Origin of the sequence: Nocardioides sp. ChNu-99 (assembly GCF_029493445.1) — a bacterium.
Lineage (GTDB): Bacteria > Actinomycetota > Actinomycetes > Propionibacteriales > Nocardioidaceae > Nocardioides.
This window is the reverse complement of the sequence record NZ_JAHWBL010000023.1, coordinates 24,640-41,247: the sequence shown is the minus strand read 5'-3', so window position 1 is coordinate 41,247 and position 16,608 is coordinate 24,640. Positions and strand designations below refer to the sequence as shown.

At 74.8% G+C, this 16,608-nt stretch carries 18 protein-coding genes and 1 tRNA gene; 11 read left to right on the top strand and 8 right to left on the bottom strand.

Annotated features, from left to right (window positions below):
• Positions 1-5: 5 nt before the first annotated feature.
• Genes KK617_RS09805 through KK617_RS09790 form a run of 4 tightly spaced genes read right to left on the bottom strand, consistent with a single transcriptional unit; the run spans position 6 to position 3,742 of the window.
• Entirely contained in the window at positions 6-818 is an 813-nt protein-coding gene (locus KK617_RS09805; RefSeq protein WP_277499804.1) for a class I SAM-dependent methyltransferase, read from the bottom strand.
• Entirely contained in the window at positions 815-1,591 is a 777-nt protein-coding gene (locus KK617_RS09800) for an ABC transporter ATP-binding protein (protein ID WP_277499803.1), read from the bottom strand. Before KK617_RS09800 ends, KK617_RS09805 begins: the two co-directional genes overlap by 4 nt.
• Positions 1,588-2,586, bottom strand: a complete 999-nt coding sequence (locus KK617_RS09795; protein WP_277499802.1) for an ABC transporter substrate-binding protein — start codon at positions 2,584-2,586, stop codon at positions 1,588-1,590. Before KK617_RS09795 ends, KK617_RS09800 begins: the two co-directional genes overlap by 4 nt.
• Positions 2,587-2,599: 13 nt before the next feature.
• Positions 2,600-3,742 (bottom strand): iron ABC transporter permease, encoded by a 1,143-nt coding sequence (locus tag KK617_RS09790; protein ID WP_277499800.1) that lies wholly within the window; start codon positions 3,740-3,742, stop codon positions 2,600-2,602.
• A 203-nt stretch (positions 3,743-3,945) separates the two neighbouring features.
• Between KK617_RS09790 and KK617_RS09785 the strand changes: the two genes are divergently transcribed.
• Entirely contained in the window at positions 3,946-4,254 is a 309-nt protein-coding gene (locus KK617_RS09785) for an STAS domain-containing protein (protein ID WP_277499799.1), read from the top strand.
• 90 nt (positions 4,255-4,344) lie between these two features.
• Entirely contained in the window at positions 4,345-5,160 is an 816-nt protein-coding gene (locus KK617_RS09780; RefSeq protein WP_277499798.1) for an alpha/beta fold hydrolase, read from the top strand.
• 145 nt (positions 5,161-5,305) lie between these two features.
• Here KK617_RS09780 and KK617_RS09775 read toward each other — a convergent pair whose 3' ends face one another.
• Positions 5,306-5,806: a hemerythrin domain-containing protein gene (locus KK617_RS09775; protein ID WP_277499797.1), complete on the bottom strand. Its 501-nt coding sequence runs from the start codon at positions 5,804-5,806 to the stop codon at positions 5,306-5,308.
• A 119-nt stretch (positions 5,807-5,925) separates the two neighbouring features.
• A tRNA-Arg gene (locus KK617_RS09770) sits at positions 5,926-6,001 on the bottom strand.
• 148 nt (positions 6,002-6,149) lie between these two features.
• Here KK617_RS09770 and KK617_RS09765 point away from each other — a divergent pair.
• From KK617_RS09765 to KK617_RS09755, 3 genes are read left to right on the top strand one after another with little or no spacing between them, the layout of a single operon-like run.
• On the top strand, positions 6,150-7,355 hold the full coding sequence (locus KK617_RS09765) for an LCP family protein (RefSeq protein ID WP_277499796.1): 1,206 nt from the start codon (positions 6,150-6,152) through the stop codon (positions 7,353-7,355).
• Positions 7,355-7,549 carry a hypothetical protein gene (locus tag KK617_RS09760; protein WP_277499795.1) on the top strand — a complete coding sequence of 65 codons (195 nt, stop codon included), beginning with the start codon at positions 7,355-7,357 and terminating at the stop codon, positions 7,547-7,549. Before KK617_RS09765 ends, KK617_RS09760 begins: the two co-directional genes overlap by 1 nt.
• Before the next feature lies 1 nt (position 7,550).
• Entirely contained in the window at positions 7,551-8,159 is a 609-nt protein-coding gene (locus tag KK617_RS09755) for a hypothetical protein (RefSeq protein WP_277499794.1), read from the top strand.
• 100 nt (positions 8,160-8,259) lie between these two features.
• Here KK617_RS09755 and typA read toward each other — a convergent pair whose 3' ends face one another.
• A complete protein-coding gene (gene typA / locus KK617_RS09750) occupies positions 8,260-10,146 on the bottom strand; it encodes a translational GTPase TypA (protein ID WP_277499793.1) in 1,887 nt (628 codons plus the stop codon).
• 109 nt (positions 10,147-10,255) lie between these two features.
• On the opposite strand from typA, the gene KK617_RS09745 reads away from it, so the two are divergent.
• The gene (locus KK617_RS09745; RefSeq protein WP_277499792.1) at positions 10,256-11,080 is read left to right on the top strand and encodes a thioesterase family protein; all 825 of its coding nucleotides are present in this window, start codon (positions 10,256-10,258) and stop codon (positions 11,078-11,080) included.
• A gap of 5 nt (positions 11,081-11,085) precedes the next feature.
• Here the strand turns inward: KK617_RS09745 and KK617_RS09740 are convergent, their stop codons facing one another.
• Positions 11,086-12,195, bottom strand: coding sequence for a hypothetical protein (locus KK617_RS09740; protein ID WP_277499791.1), 1,110 nt, complete (start codon positions 12,193-12,195; stop codon positions 11,086-11,088).
• 103 nt (positions 12,196-12,298) lie between these two features.
• On the opposite strand from KK617_RS09740, the gene serA reads away from it, so the two are divergent.
• From serA to KK617_RS09715, 5 genes are all read left to right on the top strand, one after another.
• Positions 12,299-13,495 carry a phosphoglycerate dehydrogenase gene (gene serA, locus KK617_RS09735; protein ID WP_277499790.1) on the top strand — a complete coding sequence of 399 codons (1,197 nt, stop codon included), beginning with the start codon at positions 12,299-12,301 and terminating at the stop codon, positions 13,493-13,495.
• Between the two features lie 194 nt (positions 13,496-13,689).
• Positions 13,690-14,670 (top strand): hypothetical protein, encoded by a 981-nt coding sequence (locus KK617_RS09730; protein ID WP_277499789.1) that lies wholly within the window; start codon positions 13,690-13,692, stop codon positions 14,668-14,670.
• Between the two features lie 75 nt (positions 14,671-14,745).
• Positions 14,746-15,057, top strand: a complete 312-nt coding sequence (locus KK617_RS09725) for a hypothetical protein (RefSeq protein ID WP_277499788.1) — start codon at positions 14,746-14,748, stop codon at positions 15,055-15,057.
• A 209-nt stretch (positions 15,058-15,266) separates the two neighbouring features.
• Positions 15,267-16,187 (top strand): N-acetyl-1-D-myo-inositol-2-amino-2-deoxy-alpha-D-glucopyranoside deacetylase, encoded by a 921-nt coding sequence (gene mshB, locus KK617_RS09720; RefSeq protein ID WP_277499787.1) that lies wholly within the window; start codon positions 15,267-15,269, stop codon positions 16,185-16,187.
• Positions 16,184-16,579, top strand: coding sequence for a hypothetical protein (locus KK617_RS09715; RefSeq protein ID WP_277499786.1), 396 nt, complete (start codon positions 16,184-16,186; stop codon positions 16,577-16,579). The genes mshB and KK617_RS09715 overlap by 4 nt, the downstream gene beginning before the upstream one ends.
• The last annotated feature ends 29 nt before the right edge of the window (positions 16,580-16,608 follow it).

Genomic DNA, 16,608 nt, shown 5'->3' with positions numbered 1-16,608 from the left:
GCGGGTCAGGCCGGCGTGCGGCCCGTGACGAGGTACTGCGGGCGGGACTCGTGCCCCGGCGACATCCCGAAGCGGCGGTCGAGCTCGGCGACCTCGTCGAGGCGGGTGGTCCGCACGCCGACGAGGCCGGCCGCCTCCATGACGGCGACCAGGTCCTCGACGCCGGTCGCGTTGGCGAGCGGCAGCCCGCCCTCGGTGGGTGCGTCGTACGTCGCGCCGAAGGCGCCGGGGCCGTCCGCGGACTCGACGGCGACGCCGCGGTCGATGCCGCCGGGGTACCAGTTCGCGTCGACGCACGCGACGGTGCCGCCGGGGCGCAGCAGGCGGGCCCACGCGCGGATCGCGGTCACCGGGTCGCGCAGCGTCCAGAGCAGGTAGCGGCTCGTGACCGCGTCGAGGCCGACGGCGACGCCGCGGGGCGCGACCGCGTCGCCGAGCACGTAGCGGGCCGCCGGTAGGCCCGCGGCCCGGCGGCGGGCCGCGTCGTCCTCGGCCTCCGCGAGCATGCCGGGGGAGCTGTCCAGCCCCACGACGTCGTGGCCGAGCTCGGCGAGCACGCTCGCGACGTACCCCGTGCCCGTCCCGACGTCGAGCACGCGCGCCGGCGCGGGCGGCAGCGCGCCACCCCAGACCCGGTGCCACAGCGCCCGGTCGTGCGGGGCGCGCTCGCCCTCGACCTGCCGCTGGTGGTACGCCGCGGCGCGGCCGCTCCAGTAGCGGTCGAGGCGGGTCTGCAGGTCGACGTCGTCGCCGGCGCCGGTCCCGGAGGTCGTCCCGGGGGTGGTGGGCGCCCCGACGGCGGTCTGCTGGAGCGTCATGCGCTGCTCCTCGTGGTGGTGGCCTTGCGGAAGACGAGGTTGATGTCGCCGTCGTGGTCGACGCGGCGCACCTGGACCTCGTAGACGGGTTCGAGGACCTCGGGGACGAGGACCTCGTCGGGCGGGCCCTGGGCGACGACCCGACCGGCGCCGAGCACGACGACGTGGTCGCAGTAGCGGGCGGCCAGGTTGAGGTCGTGGAGCACCACGACGACGCTGGCCGGCAGGCGCGCGACGAGGTCGAGCACCTCGTGCTGGTAGCGGATGTCGAGGTGGTTCGTGGGCTCGTCGAGCAGCAGGTGCTCGGCCTCCTGCGCCAGGGCCCGGGCGATGAGCACGCGCTGCTTCTCGCCGCCGGACAGCCCGGCGTACTCACGGGTGGCGAGGTGGAGGGCGCCGACCTGCCGCAGGGCGTCGGTCGCGACCTCCTGGTCGTGGGCCGACGGCCGCCCGGACAGCCCCTGGTGGGGCAGGCGGCCGAGGAGGACGAGGTCGGTGACCCGCATCGGCAGGTCGCCGCTGTGCTCCTGCACGACCACGGCGATGGCGCGCGCCAGGTCGCGGCGCGGCACGTCGGCGAGGTCGCGGCCATCGAGCTCGATGCGCCCCTCGGTCGGCTGCAGGGACCCGTAGAGCGCGCGCAGCAGGGTCGTCTTGCCGCTGCCGTTGGGGCCGACGAGTCCGACGGTCCGGCGGGCGGGCACCGCGATGTCGACACCGTCGACGACGACGGCGTCGCCGTAGCGGTGCCGCACCCGGTGCCCGGCGATCACGCGGTGGGCCCGGCTGGCGTCTGCGCCAGGAACGTCACGAGCCGGTCCAGGCCGTCGACGGCCAGCGGCGTGGGGGGCTCGGCGAAGTTGAGGAGCAGCGGCAGGACGGCGCCCGACTCCAGCGCCCGCAGGGCGTCGGCACCCGGCAGGTCGGCCACGGCGTCGACGACCTCCGCGGGGTCCCCGTCGCTGTGGAGCACGACGAGCACGTCGGGGTCGCGCGCGACGAGCTCCTCGGCGCTGACCTCGAAGACGCGGTCCGCGACGTCGCCGAACACGTTCTCGAGCCCGGCGGCCTCGACGAGGGGTGCGGACATGGAGCCCTGCCCGTACGCGTAGGTGACGCCGCCGCCCACCGTCGGGTACAGGACGGCGACGGTGCGGGCCTCGTCGGCGGGGACGCGGGCCTCGATCTCCGCCACCCGGTCCTGCAGCTCGCCCACGTAGGCGTCGGCCTCGTCGGCGCGCTCGAACACCTCGCCGTAGAGGCGCACCTGGTCGTAGAGGTCCTCGAAGGTCGCGTCGCCCTCGAGCGAGCCGCAGAACGCGGGCTCCTCGACGAGCTCGATGCCGGAGGAGGCGAGGGTCTCGCGCGTGAGGTTCTCGGTCTCGCCGAGCACGAGGTCGGGCGTCTCGGCGACGACCTCCTCGCGGGAGATCTGCAGGTGGCCACTGGTGTCCGTGCGGTCGGTCAGCAGCGGCACCTCCTCGAGGGCGGCGAGGGTCTCGGCGTCGTAGTACTCCTCCGGGTAGAGCCCGGCGCGGGCCACGACTCGGTCGAGGACGTCGAGCTCGTGCAGCGTCGGCACCGCCGCACTCTTGAGCATCACGACGCGCTCGGGGGCGGCGTCGAGCTCGACGGTCGCGCCGCAGTTCTCCACCGAGATGGCCGCGTCCCCGGCGGCCTCGCCGCCGCACCCGGCGAGGGGCAGCAGCAGGGCGGCGGCCGTCGCCGTCGCGGCACGGCGACGGACGGCGGGGCGGGTCGACGACATGGTTCCTCCGGGGTCAGGACGGCACCGCGTGGAGGCGGCGCACGAGGAGCAGCAGGAAGGGGGCGCCCACGAGGGCGGTGATGATGCCGATGGGGATCTCCTGCGGCGCCAGCAGCGTGCGGGCGAGCACGTCGGCCCACACGAGCAGCACGGCGCCCAGCAGGGCGGCGACGGGTACGACGGCGCGGTGGGCCCCTCCGACGAGGCGGCGGGCGAGGTGGGGCACGACGAGGCCGACGAAGCCGATGCTGCCGGCCATGGCGACCAGGACGCCGACGACGAGGGAGACGAGCACGAGCAGCAGGGTGCGGAAGCGCTCGGGGTGCACGCCGAGCGTCAGTGCGGTCTCGTCGCCGACGACGAGCGCGTCGAGGCGGCGTCCCACGACGGCCAGCGCCGCGACGGTGGCGGCGACCACGACGACGACCACGGCCAGCGCCCCGTTCCAGGCGGCGAGCCCGAGGGAGCCGAGCAGCCAGAACATCACCGAGCGCGAGCCCTCGGCGGAGTCGGAGGCGAAGATGAGGAAGCTCGTGGCCGCCGACAGGGCGTAGCCCACCGCCACCCCGGCCATGAGGAGCCGCACGGACGTGATCCGCCCGGAGCTGCGGGCGACGAGGAAGACGAGGAGCGAGGCGAGCAGGGCGCCGACGAAGGCGCTGCCCTGGAGCGCGTAGTCGCCGAACCCGGCGCCGACGCCGAAGAGGATGGCGCCCGCGGCGCCGCAGCTCGCGCCCGAGGAGATGCCGAGCACGTAGGGGTCGGCCAGGATGTTGCGCACCATCGCCTGGAGCACGACCCCCGCCAGCGCGAGCCCGGCGCCCACGGCCGCGCCCAGCACGACGCGCGGCGCGCGGATCTCCCACACGATCGCGTCGTGACGCCGCTCCCAGGTCATCTCGCCCGGGAAGCCGGTCAGGTGGTGGAGCACGATGCGGGCGGAGTCGGCGGGGGAGACGCCGACCGGGCCGGCGCCCACGCCGACGACGAGGGTCGCCAGCAGCACCACGCCCAGGCCCGTGGTCCACAGCGCCGCTCGGCGGCGCTGGGCCGCGAGCCCGAGGAGGTCGTGGCCCTCGTCCCGCAGCGGACCGCCCGGGCCCCCGCGCCCGGGCGGTCCCGTCGCGACGACGGGGGGTGCGTCCGTGGTGGTCACGCCGCGCCCTCCGTGCTTATCGCGAACAACATGCAACAACGATCCCACGGCGGGGAAGGGAGGCGCCAGTCGGGGCTCCCCGCCGGGCCCCGCCAGCGGGGTCCCGTCGGTCACGTCCTGCCGGTCGGGTTCGGGGAGAGGGCGATGGGTACCGGACGGTGCTCGAGCAGCGGGCACCCGTCGTACGGCCTCGTAGGTGCCCCGTGGACCAGCAGGAACGATCGCTCGAGATCGCGTTCGACCGCGCCAACGCCACCGTCGGCGTGCGGGGGGTGGTGGACGCCCCCGCCGCGCACAACCTGCGGGAGTTCGTCGAGCTGGTCCTGCGGACCGGCGTGCGGCGACTCGTGGTCGACCTCACCGAGGTGGAGGTGCTCCACACCGTCGGGGTCCGCGAGCTGGACGACGGCGTCCGGGCCGCCCGCGCGTGCGGGGTCGTCGTCGAGGTGCGGGCGCCGGACGGCTGCGTCGCCCGCCGCGTGCTGGACCTCGTGGACCGCACGCCGCGCTGAGCGGCTGCGTACGGTGGCCGGGTGGACAGCGGCGAACGGCGACCCGACGGACCCGAGCGACCTGACCGGTCCCACCGGGACGAGCAGTTCGTGGACGTGGGCGACGGCTACCAGCTCTGGGTCGAGACGCCGGGCGACCCGTCGGCCCCGCCGCTGCTGCTGGTGATGGGGGCCAACGCCTCGGGTCTCGAGTGGCCCGATGCGCTCGTCGACCGGCTCGCCGAGCACCACCGGGTGGTCCGCTACGACCACCGCGACACCGGCCGCTCCACGCACGCGTTCGACGAGCGGCCCTACGCCCTGCGGGACCTCGCCCGCGACCTGCTCGCCGTGCTCGACGCCCTCGGTGTCGACCGGGCCCACGCGGTCGGGATGTCGCTGGGCGGCACCCTGCTGCAGGTGCAGCTGGTCGACCACCCCGAGCGCTTCCTCAGTGCCACGATCCTCGGTACGCCGGCACTCGACGACCACGAGGCCCCCGGGCCGCTCCCCGAGCTGCTGGAGGTGTGGGCCGAGATGGGCCGCGACCGCCCGCCCGCCGAGGAGCACGAGTGGCAGCTGCGGCACGCCCGGCTGCTCCACGGCCCCGACCTGCCGTTCGACGCGGCCGAGCACGAGGAGCGCGAGCGCCGCATCGCGGAGCACCGCGGCACCCCGTCGGCGGCCACCGCCCACGCCCGTGCCGATCAGCGGGGCCTCGAGCGCGACACGAGCGCGATCGTGGTGCCGGTGCTCGTCGTCGACGCGCTGGCGGACCCCGTCGCGCCGCCGCCCACGGCGGAGCGCCTGGCGTCGCGGGTCCCGCTGGCGCGGCGCGTCGTCGTACCGGGGATGGGCCACGCGCTGCCCGCCGCCGTCGTGGGGCCGCTGGCCGCCGCCGTGCTCGAGCACACCGCGCGGTACTGAGCCGTCGGGGCGCGGCCCCCCCCCCGGGGCCCCGGCCCCCCGCCCCCGCCCCCCCCGGCGAGATGTGGGGCGCACCCCGCGGGGAACTGCGCGGGGGGGCGGGGCCCCCCGGGCGGGCGCCGCGGCCCGACGTCCGCGACCGTCGCTACTTGATGACGGCGTCGATCGTCTTCTTCAGCGCACTGGGCTGCGACGGTCGGCGCGGCGCCTTCTTCTTGGCCTCGAGCATGTCGGCGCCGATCTCCTGCAGGACGGAGCGGCCGAGGGCCTCGCGGACCTTCGGGAACCACTCGTCCTCCTCCTCGGCGATGTGGTGACGCACGTTCTCGATGAGCACGGTGGTCTTCGCGTCGAACCGCTCGGCCTCGGGCGTCAGCCCGGCCAGCTCCACGACGAGCAGGTCGGCCACGTGGTGCTCCTCGTAGGACTCCAGCACGTCGTCCTCGAGGTCCGGCACGAGCTCGCGGACGCGGGGGTACATCACCTCGTTCTCGATGTAGGTGTGCACCGTGAGCAGCTCGATCATCCGGTCCACGAGCCGCTGCTTCGTCTTCAGCGCGTTCTCGCCGGCGGCCTCGAAGTCGGAGAAGGTCTTGAGGATCTGCTGGTGGTCGTCCTTGAGGAGGACGATGGCGTCGGTCGACATGGGGCTCCTCGATGGCTCTCGGGGCAGCGCGCGGGGACCCGGGCGCCGTGACCGGCCGGTACCCGGCGGTGGCGGTCCGACGCAGGCCCGCGTGTCGTCCGAGGGGCGTGGGTACGGCGTGGTGCCCCAGGCAGGAGTCGAACCTGCGACCTTTCGCTTAGGAGGCGGCTGCTCTATCCGCTGAGCTACTGGGGCCGCGCGGGCAATCTTGCCACCGCCGGGCGGGGGGCTCGCAGGCGGTGCGCGGGTACCCACCGGTCGCCGCCCCATGCCGCCGATACGCGACGACTTGGCGGTTCCGCGTAGATTTCGCGTGGCCCGACGAGCATCCAGGAGCAGACCGATGTCCACCCCCAAGCGGCGTGCCCGGCGCAAGCGCCGGCACACGGTGCTGCGCGCCGTCCTCGGCACGGCGTTCACCCTGGCCCTCGTCACGGCGCTGAGCGTCACCTTCCTCTACCGCCAGCTCGAGAGCAACCTGGGCGAGTTCGCGAACGAGGAGGAGCAGTTCGACTACGAGCGGCCCGAGCAGGTCGCCGACGGCGAGCCGCTCGACATCCTCCTCGTCGGCTCCGACAAGGAGGACGAGGGCGGCCGGCGCTCCGACACGGCGATCCTCATGCACGTCTCGGCCGACCGCGACTTCGCCTACGGCATCAGCCTGCCGCGCGACGCGCTCGTCGACCGCCCCGACTGCGTCGACGACAACTCCGAGACCGTCCCCGGCGAGGAGATGGTCATGTTCAACACGGCGTACAGCGCAGGCGGCGCCATCTGCACGGTCAAGACGCTCGAGACGCTGACGGACGTGCCGATCGACGCCGTCGTCGAGATGGACTTCGAGGGCTTCGAGCGGATGGTCGACGCCATCGACGGCGTCGAGATCTGCGTGCCGAACGAGATCGAGGACGACCAGTACAACATCAGCCTCCCGGAGGGCACCTACAACGCCACGGGGGAGCAGGCGCTCGACTACGTGCGCGAGCGGCACCAGGGCTCACCCAACGGCGACCTGGGGCGCATCAAGCGCCAGCAGGCGTTCCTCGCGTCGATGGTGAACAAGGTGGTCTCGGCCGACACCCTGACGAACCCGAACCGCGTCAGCGGCTTCCTCCAGGCCGTGACCGGCTCGATGACGATCTCGTCGGAGTACCGCAGCCTCGCCAAGCTGGGCAACCTCGGGCTGCAGCTCAACGGCATCGGGCTCGACCAGATCACGTTCATCACCGTGCCGAACGAGGAGTACGCGCCCGACCCGAACCGCCTCGTGTGGACCGAGGAGGCCGACGACCTCTGGGAGCTCGTGCGCACCGACCGGCCCCTCACCGGGGAGTTCCTCGGCGAGGCGATCACGGCGACGGACTCGACCGGCACGATCGCGCCGGGCGGCAGCGGGACGGCCGCGCCGTCCACCACCGCCCCGCCGAGCTCGTCCGCCACCTCCGAGCCGACGGACACCGACTCCGCCACCTCCGAGCCGACCGACAGCGACCCGGCCGAGGCGTTGACGCCCGAGGAGATCGCCGAGCAGAACGGCCTCTGCGCCTGATGTCCGGTCCGTCCGGGCCGGGCAGCGCCCCCGAGACCCCCGAGCAGCGCCGCCGGCGCCTCGCCGCGGTCTTCGGCGAGACGCTGCCGGAGCAGACGAGCGACGACCGGGACGACCGCGAGGGCCCCGGGGCCGGCGAGGCCGCCGGCGACGCGTGGCTGCGCGCGCAGGTGCCGCCGCACCACGGCGGCTGAGGTGCCCCCGGCCCAGGCGGGCGTCGACGTCCTCGTCGTCCCGGGCGTGCCCGCGCTGCTGCCCGAGCACGCCGGCCTCGTCGACCCGGTGGCGGACCTGCGCCGGGCGGTGCGCTCCGCCGTACCCGGGCTGGTGGGGGAGCCCCCGCAGCCCGTCACCGTGCTCGCGAGCCCGCCCACCCCCGCGGAGGTACGCCGCAGCGCCGGCCCCGCGGTCGGCCTGCGGGTCGCGCGGCACCTGCTGGCCGAGGCCGGTGCGACGGACGCGACCGCGGTCGAGGGCGAGGTGCCGGCCGACGCCGGACGACTGCTCGTCGTGGCCAACGGGTCCGCGACCCGCACCGAGAAGGCGCCGGGCCACCTCGACGAGCGCGCCGAGGGCTTCGACGCCGCCGCCGGGGCCGCGCTCGCGTCCGCCGACGCGCAGGCCCTCGCGGGCCTCGACCTCGACCTGGCCGCCGCCCTGTGGGCCGACGTCGCGCCGCTCGCGGCGCTCGGGCGCCACCTCGCCGCGGTCGCCGCGACCGGGCGCACCTGGACCGCGCAGGTGCTGCACGACGCGGCGCCGTACGGCGTGCAGTACTGGGTCGTGCGGCTCCGCGCCGCCTGAGCGCTCGCCGAGGTCCCCGCTGACGACACCACCCCGCCCGGGGGACCCGGACGGGGCGGTGGTGGAGCCGGGGTGGCTCAGGCGCGCGGGGCGCCGGGGGTCACTTCGACTTGCGGGCGCGCGACGCCATCTTGGCGCGCTCGTTCTGGTCGAGGACGACCTTGCGGATGCGCACCATCTCCGGCGTGACCTCGACGCACTCGTCGTCGCGGCAGAACTCCAGGCACTGCTCCAGCGACAGCTTCTTCGGCGGGATCAGCTTCTCGAAGTTGTCGGAGGTGGCGGACCGGATGTTGGTCTGCTGCTTCTCCTTGGTGATGTTGACGTCCATGTCGTCGGCGCGGGAGTTCTCGCCCACGATCATGCCCTCGTAGACCTCCGTCGCGGGCTCGACGAACATGACGCCGCGCTCCTGGAGCGAGGTCATGGCGTACGCCGTCGCGGCGCCCTTGCGGTCGGCGACGAGCGAGCCGTTGTTGCGCGAGCGGATCTCGCCGGCCCACGGCTCGTAGCCCTCGGAGATGTGGTGCGCGATGCCCGTGCCGCGGGTGTCGGTGAGGAACTCGGTGCGGAAGCCGATGAGGCCGCGCGCGGGCACGAGGAACTCCATCCGGACCCAGCCGGTGCCGTGGTTCGTCATCTGCTCCATTCGGCCCTTGCGGGTCGCGAGCAGCTCGGTGATCGTGCCGAGGTACTCCTCCGGCGCGTCGATGGTCAGGCGCTCGACGGGCTCGTGCACCTTGCCGTCGATCTCCTTCGTGACCACCTGCGGCTTGCCGACGGTGAGCTCGAAGCCCTCGCGGCGCATCTGCTCCACCAGGATGGCCAGCGCCAGCTCGCCGCGGCCCTGCACCTCCCAGGCGTCGGGACGCTCGGTCGGGAGCACCCGCAGGCTCACGTTGCCGATGAGCTCGGAGTCGAGGCGGTCCTTCACGAGGCGCGCGGTGACCTTCGAGCCCTTCACCCGGCCGACCAGCGGCGAGGTGTTGGTGCCGATGACCATCGAGATGGCCGGCTCGTCGACGTGGATGAGGGGCAGCGCGACCGGGTTCTCCGGGTCGGCCAGCGTCTCGCCGATGGTGATGTCGGGGATGCCCGCCACCGCGACGATGTCGCCGGGACCGGCCGACTCGCCGGGCTTGCGCTCGAGGCCCTCGGTGACGAGCAGCTCGGTGATGCGGACGTTCTTGACGTCCCCGTCGCGCTTCATCCACGCGACGGTCTGGCCCTTCTTCAGGTTGCCCTCGTGGATGCGCAGCAGCGCGAGGCGACCGAGGAACGGCGAGGAGTCGAGGTTGGTGACGTGCGCCTGCAGCGGCGCGCCCTCGGTGTAGGTCGGGGCCGGGATGGTCTCGAGGATCGTCTTGAAGAGCGGCTCGAGGTCGGGGGAGTCGGGCAGCTCGCCGTTCTCGGGCTGCTCGAGGCCGGCGACGCCGGCGCGGCCCGAGGCGTACACGACGGGGAAGTCGAGCGCGTCCTGGCTGTGGCTCTCGTCCAGCAGGTCCATGAACAGCTCGTAGGTCTCGTCGACGACCTCGGCGATGCGGGCGTCGCCGCGGTCGGTCTTGTTGACGACCAGGATCACCGGCATGTCGGCGTTGAGCGCCTTGCGCAGCACGAAGCGGGTCTGGGGGAGCGGACCCTCGGAGGCGTCGACCAGCAGCACGATGCCGTCGACCATCGACAGGCCGCGCTCGACCTCGCCGCCGAAGTCCGCGTGGCCCGGGGTGTCGATGATGTTGATGGTCATCGGCTGGCCGTCGGCCGCGGGACCCGCGTAGTGCACCGCGGTGTTCTTCGCGAGGATCGTGATGCCCTTCTCGCGCTCCAGGTCCCCGGAGTCCATGACGCGCTCGGCGACGCTCTCGGCCTGGTGGGCGGTGAAGGCGCCGGCCTGGCGGAGCATCGCGTCGACGAGGGTCGTCTTGCCGTGGTCGACGTGCGCGACGATCGCGACGTTGCGCAGGTCGGAACGGAGGGTGGTCATGGTGAGGATGCGTCGCTTCCGTCGAAGGGTGGGAAGGCCCGAGGGGCCTCCAGGAGTCTAGGGGCGGGGGGCCGTCCGCGCCGATTCGTGCGCACGTAGGCTCCGCGCCGTGAGCGAGCAGTCCGCCTTCGACCGCGACCTGACCCTGACCCCGGGCGCCGGGGAGGTGGGGGACGACGAGCGCCGCTTCACCGCGCACCTGCCGGGCGGCTGGTCCGTCGGCGGCGGCATCAACGGCGGCTTCCTGCTGGCCCTGATCGGCTCCGCGGTCCGCGCGACGGTGCCCGAGCGGCCCGACCCGGTCGCGGTGGCCGCGACGTACGTCGGCGCCTGCGTCGAGGGCCCCGCCGAGCTGGTGACCCGCGTGGTGCGGCGCGGCACGCTCACCACGGTGGCGGCCGAGGTGGCCCAGGGCGGTACGACGCGCATCACCGCCCTCGCCACCTTCGGCGACCTGGGGGCGCTGACCGACGAGGTGGGTACGACGGGCGCCCCGCCCGCCCTGCCCCCGGTCGAGGAGTGCCCGGCCTCGTCGTCGGCGCCCGAGGAGTTCCGCCGCCTCGCCCCGCTCGTCGAGCGGTTCGAGATGCGCTTCGACCCCGCCTGCGCCGGGTGGATCGCCGGGCGGCCGTCGGGCCGCGGCGAGCTGCAGGCCTGGTTCCGCCTCGCCGACCGCGAGCCCGACCCGCTGTCGCTGCTCATGACGCTCGACGCGATGCCGCCCGTCACCTTCGACCTCGGCCGGCCGGGCTGGGCCCCGACCGTGCAGCTGACGGCGCACGTGCGCGCCGTACCGGCCCCCGGGTGGCTGCGCGTGCGCCAGGCCACCCGCAACGTCGCCGGCGGGTTCTTCGAGGAGGACTGCGAGGTCTGGGACTCCGCCGGCCGCCTCGTCGCCCAGGCGCGCCAGCTCGCCCGCGTGCCGCGCGGCTGAGGGCCTCAGCCCACGGGTCGCAGAGCGACCAGCCACCGGCGCCGCGGGTGCTCGGTCGGCACCCACAGCCGGCCCAGCGACCACGACAGGTCCTCCGGGCCCATCGGCGTGGCGGCCGCGGTGCGCCGCCACGCGGCCCCGGCGAGACCCGCCCCGTGCTGCGCCGTCACGAGGCTCCCCGCGCCCCACGGGCCGTGCGACGTCGTGACGTGGAGGCGGCCGGCGACGTCGGCCACGCCCTGCATGCCCTTCACGCCGGTCTCCACGACCTCGCTGGCGTACGTCGTGCGGCGGTCGCCCGGCGAGCCCGCCGGCAGCCCGTCGGGGCCCAGCGGGAAGCGCGCCACCCGCGTCGACTTCTCGCCCCGGCCGTACTCGCCCACCAGCAGCGACGGCCCCTGCGTCCCCTCGGCCAGCGAGAGGAAGGACCAGCGCAGCTTCTCGACCTTCGCGCCGGGCTGCGCGCTCGTGGGCGCCGGCTCCTCCACGCCGCCGCGGTGGTCGACGCGGGTCGGCAGCACCCAGCGGTAGCCGTGCGCGGTGTCCTCCTCGCCGTCGGGCAGCCACAGGAGGTCGTCGAGGTGGGCCGAGACGCAGCCCTTCCCGGTCGCCGCGACGTGGATCCACGACCCGGCCCAGACGATGCCGCCCGCGTGGGCGGTCACCGGCTCGAGGCGCACCTGCCCGTCCTCGCGCCGTACCGGCCTCACGAGCAGCACGTGGCGGTAGCGGAGGGTGTCGAGGTCGAGGAACGTCAGGCGCACCCCGTGGTTCTCGTCCTTGCCGCCCGGGCCGGCGACGGGCTTGGCGTACCAGCTCACCACCGCCACGCGGCGTTCCCCCAGCCCGGCCGGGCTGCTCCCCAGCGCGGTGGCGTCGCCGGAGGTGGTGACGCCCTGGGGCCACCACTGGGCGGTACGACGGTCCGCGGCCTCCCAGCCCCACGCCTGCTCCACCCGGTGGCCCAGCAGACGCGCCCAGGGGGCCCGGTGGGCGCGGCCGGGCAGGTCGCAGAGGAGGGCGCCGAGGCCGGGGCGTCCGCCGTACCGCTGGGCGAGCTCGTCGACGAGGGCACGGCGAGAGGCGCTGCGGCGCACGAGGAGGGGGGTGCTCATCTCGCCACGGTACGAACCCGCACGAACCGGCCCGGACCAGGACGGCGTCCCACCATCCGCGCGGATGTGCTCCGGGCACCTCCGGAGTGGGAAAGTAGGGGACGTGAGAGCCCTGCTGCTGGAGAACCTGCACCCGACCGCCGGCAAGATCCTCACGGAGGCCGGCTTCGACGTCGAGGAGCACTCCGGTGCGCTCGACGAGGACGAGCTGATCGCGGCCCTCGAGGGCGTCGACCTGCTCGGCATCCGCTCCAAGACCGAGGTGACGCAGCGCGTGCTCGATGCGCGCCCGGACCTGACGGCCATCGGTGCCTTCTGCATCGGCACCAACCAGATCGACCTCGCGCGCGCCGCGACGCTCGGCGTGGCGACGTTCAACGCGCCGTACTCCAACACCCGTTCCGTCGTGGAGCTCGCGATCGCGAACATCATCGCGATGGCGCGGCGCCTCACCGAGCGCGACAAGGCGCTGCACGCGGGCGTGTGGGACAAGTCGGCCGACGGCAGCCACGAGATCCGCGGGCGCTCGCTCGGCATCGTGGGCTACGGCAACATCGGCTCGCAGCTCTCCGTCGTGGCCGAGGCGCTGGGCATGCGTGTCTACTTCTACGACGTCGACGACCGCCTGTCGCTCGGCAACGCGACGCGCTGCAGCTCGCTGGCCGAGCTGCTCGAGGTCGCCGAGACCGTGACGCTGCACGTCGACGGCCGCGAGGCCAACGCCGGGGTGTTCGGGGCGGCCGAGTTCGCAATGATGCGGCCGCGCTCGCTGTTCCTCAACCTCTCGCGCGGCTTCGTGGTGGACTACGACGCGCTGCGGGCGGCCCTGGTGTCGGGCCACCTCGCCGGTGCCGCGGTCGACGTGTTCCCGAAGGAGCCGAAGAAGCGCGGCGACGCGTTCGACTCGCCCCTGCGCAACCTGCCGAACGTGATCCTGACGCCGCACGTCGGCGGCTCCACCGAGGAGGCGCAGGAGGACATCGGGCGCTTCGTCGGCGGCAAGCTGCGCGACTACGTGCGCCGCGGCGCCACGTCGCTGTCGGTGAACCTGCCGACCCTCATGCCCGAGCGCACCCCGCACACGCAGCGCATCACGCACCTGCACCAGAACGTGCCGGGCGTGCTCGCCGCGCTCAACGACGTGCTGGGCCGCCACGCGATCAACATCGGCTACCAGTCGCTCGCCACGCGCGGGGACCTCGGCTACGCGGTGACCGACACCGACTCGCCGATCCCCGACGCCGCCCTGTCCGAGCTCGGGGACATCGGCGGCACCGTGCGCCTGCGCGTCATCTCCTGACGCCTGGGCCGGGGTCGCCCGGGGCTTCGCCCGCTTCGCCCGCGCCGGTTGCGGCCTCGGGGTCGCGGTAGCAGCGATAGTCGCCGACTACCGCTGGTACCGCGACCCGGCCCGGTCAGGCGTCGCCACCGCTGACCCCTCTCCCCTGTGGACGGCCGGTCGCGGGGACGGCCCGGCGCGTCGAGACTCGACGCGTGCCCGACGAGATCGCCGACCGCCACGCCGCCGCGCTGCGGCGCCGCAGGACGGAGCAGCTCGCCGCCCTGCGGGCCGTCGCCGACCAGCAGGCCGGCGTGGTCTCGCGGGACCAGCTGCGCGAGCTGGGCTTCCACCGCGAGGAGGTACGCCGACGCGTCGCCGCCGGCACGTGGGTCGTCCGCACGCCCACCGTCGTGAGCACCACCAGCGGTCCGCCGGTCGAGGAGCAGCGCCTGTGGATCGCCGTCCTCCACCCGTCCGGGCCGTCGGCGCTGGCCGGTCGGACCGCCCTCGCCCTGCACGGGCTCAGCGGCTGGTCGACGCGTGAGGTGTCGGTCGTGGTGCGCACGGGGCAGCACCTGCCCGCCGACGGGATCGAGGTGCACCGCACGCGACGCCCGTTCGAGCGCTGGACGACGCACCGCCGTGGTCTTCCGGTGCTCCGCGCCGAGCCGGCGGCCCTCCTCGCCGCCTCGCGCCTGCGGCACCCCCGCTCCGCCGCGGGGCTGATCGCCGCCTGCGTCCAGCAACGGGTCACGACGGGCGAGCAGCTGCTCGACTGGCTGCCCCGGCTCGCGCCCCTGCCCCGGGCCCGGCTGCTCGCCGAGGCGCTGGTCGAGGTGGTGGGCGGCGCCGGTTCGGTCGCCGAGATGGACCTGGGTGTCGTGTGCGCCGCCGCCGGGCTCGTGGCGCCGCACCGGCAGCGGGTGCGCCTCGACGCCGGGGGCCGTCGCCGCTACACGGATGCGGAGTGGGACCTGGCCGACGGCACCGTCGTGGTGCTCGAGGTCGACGGTGCCTTCCACCTCGAGGTCGCCCACTGGGTGGCCGACAAGCGCCGGCACCGTCGGCTGAGCGGTCCGGGGCGCGTGGTCATCGGCTGCGCGGCCGTCGAGCTGCGCACCGAGCCCGGCGAGGTGGTCGCCGACCTGGTGGCGCTCGGCGTACCCCGCCGCGGTGGTGCGGCAGCGGCCTGACGGACGGGTCGCGGTGCCAGCGGTAGTGATCCACTACCGCTCCTACCGCGACCTCCGGCGGGACAGGGTCGCGGCATGATGGACACCGTGCGGGCCATCTTCTTCAGCGACGACGACGCCGAGGCGGCTGCGGCGCGGCTGCGCCGGGACGGGTACGACGCGGAGGTCGTCCGCGAGCGCCTCGCCGGCGAGGACGACGACGAGGACCACCCCTGGGCGGTGCTGACCGACGCGCCGGCGTTCGTGCTCGAGGTGGTGGTCGACGACCTCGACGGCTGGCTCGACGAGGCGCGCCCGGACGCCCCGGCCCCGGCGCTCCCGCCGCTCGACCTCCCCGCCGCCCCGAAGCGGATCAAGCGCCCACCGGCCGACCCCACCACCACCTGACCCACCCCGGCCGAGCTGCATCGCGCGGCGCCTCGAGCCGCAGCGCTCGCCCAGCCCGGGTCGCGGTAGGAGCGGTAGCGATCCACTACCGCTCGTACCGCAACCGGGTCCGGGGCGTCAGCCGACTCCGGGTCGCGGCGGGAGCGATAGTCGACGACTACCGCTCCTACCGCGACCGGGGGTGGGCGGCTCGCCGTACGCTCGTCCCCATGCCCGAGCACACCACCGCACCCGCGCAGCGCCTGATGCTGGTGCACGCCCACCCCGACGACGAGACGATCGGGCAGGGGGCCACGATGGCCAGGTACGTCGCGGAGGGCCGCGGCGTCACCCTCGTCACCTGCACCGCCGGCGAGATGGGCGAGGTGCTCGTCCCCGAGCTGGAGCACCTGGCCGCCGACCGCGACGACGCGCTGGGCGAGCACCGCCGCGGCGAGCTGGCCGACGCGATGCGCGTGCTGGGCGTCACCGACCACCGGTTCCTGGGCGGGTTCGGCCGCTACCGCGACTCCGGCATGAAGTGGCACGCCGACGGCCACGCGATCGCCGCCGACGACACCGACGAGCGCGCCTTCGCCAACGCCGACCTCACCGAGGCGGCCGACCACCTCGTCGCGATCATCCGCGAGGTCCGCCCGCAGGTGCTCGTCACCTACGACCAGTTCGGCGGCTACGGCCATCCGGACCACATCCAGGCCCACCGCGTCGCGACGTACGCCGTCGCGCTGGCCGCCGTGCCCTCCTACCGCCGCGACCTGGGCGAGGCCCACGACGTCGCGAAGGTCTACTGGGGCGCCATGTCGGCGACCCAGCTGCGCGAGGGCCTGCGCAAGCTGCGCGCGGCCGGCGACACCACCACCTTCGAGGGCGTCGACCCCGAGGGCCCCATGCCGATGGGCTCGCCGGACGAGGACCTCGACTGCCGCGTCGACGGCGGGGACCACGCCGACGCCAAGATGGACGCCATGCGCGCCCACGCCACCCAGATCACCGTCGACGGCCCCTTCTTCGCGCTCTCGAACAACCTCGGCAACGCCGTGTGGGGCATCGAGTTCTACCGCCTCGCCAAGGGCCCCCGCGGGCCGGTCGGCGCCGACGGGCTCGAGGACGACCTCTTCGCGGGGCTGTGAGCCGCACCGGCCCCGCGTTCGTGCTCCGCGCCGGACTGCTCGGCGCCGGCCTGCTGCTCGTGGGCGCCCTGACCGGGGCGGCGGCCGTGGTCGTCACCGGCCACGACTGGGGCCTCCCGCTCGTGGCCGCGGCCACCGCGGCCGTGCTCTGGGCCGTGCCGACGCGGCGCGGCACGGTCGTGCCGTTCGTCGTCGGCTGGGTCGCACCCGTCCTCCTCGCGCTGCGGACGCGCCCGGAGGGGGACTACCTCATCCAGGGGAACGGGCGCGGCTACACGCTGCTGGCCCTCACCTTCGCCGTCGCCCTCGTCGGCGTGGTGGTGCTCGCCGCGGGCGGCCGGGTACGGCGGACCCCGCCCGCCGAGGGCCGGGGGCCCCACCCGCACGGGTGAGCCGGGCGCCGCGACGACCGACTTCGAGT

Coding starts and splice junctions, on each gene's coding strand:
- KK617_RS09805 (WP_277499804.1), bottom strand. CDS start 818: ATGACGCTCCAGCAGACCGCCGTCGGGGCGCCCACCACCCCCGGGACG.
- KK617_RS09795 (WP_277499802.1), bottom strand. CDS start 2,586: ATGTCGTCGACCCGCCCCGCCGTCCGTCGCCGTGCCGCGACGGCGACG.
- KK617_RS09775 (WP_277499797.1), bottom strand. CDS start 5,806: ATGTCGACCGACGCCATCGTCCTCCTCAAGGACGACCACCAGCAGATC.
- KK617_RS09765 (WP_277499796.1), top strand. CDS start 6,150: ATGTCCACCCCCAAGCGGCGTGCCCGGCGCAAGCGCCGGCACACGGTG.
- KK617_RS09760 (WP_277499795.1), top strand. CDS start 7,355: ATGTCCGGTCCGTCCGGGCCGGGCAGCGCCCCCGAGACCCCCGAGCAG.
- typA (WP_277499793.1), bottom strand. CDS start 10,146: ATGACCACCCTCCGTTCCGACCTGCGCAACGTCGCGATCGTCGCGCAC.
- KK617_RS09740 (WP_277499791.1), bottom strand. CDS start 12,195: ATGAGCACCCCCCTCCTCGTGCGCCGCAGCGCCTCTCGCCGTGCCCTC.
- KK617_RS09725 (WP_277499788.1), top strand. CDS start 14,746: ATGATGGACACCGTGCGGGCCATCTTCTTCAGCGACGACGACGCCGAG.
- mshB (WP_277499787.1), top strand. CDS start 15,267: ATGCCCGAGCACACCACCGCACCCGCGCAGCGCCTGATGCTGGTGCAC.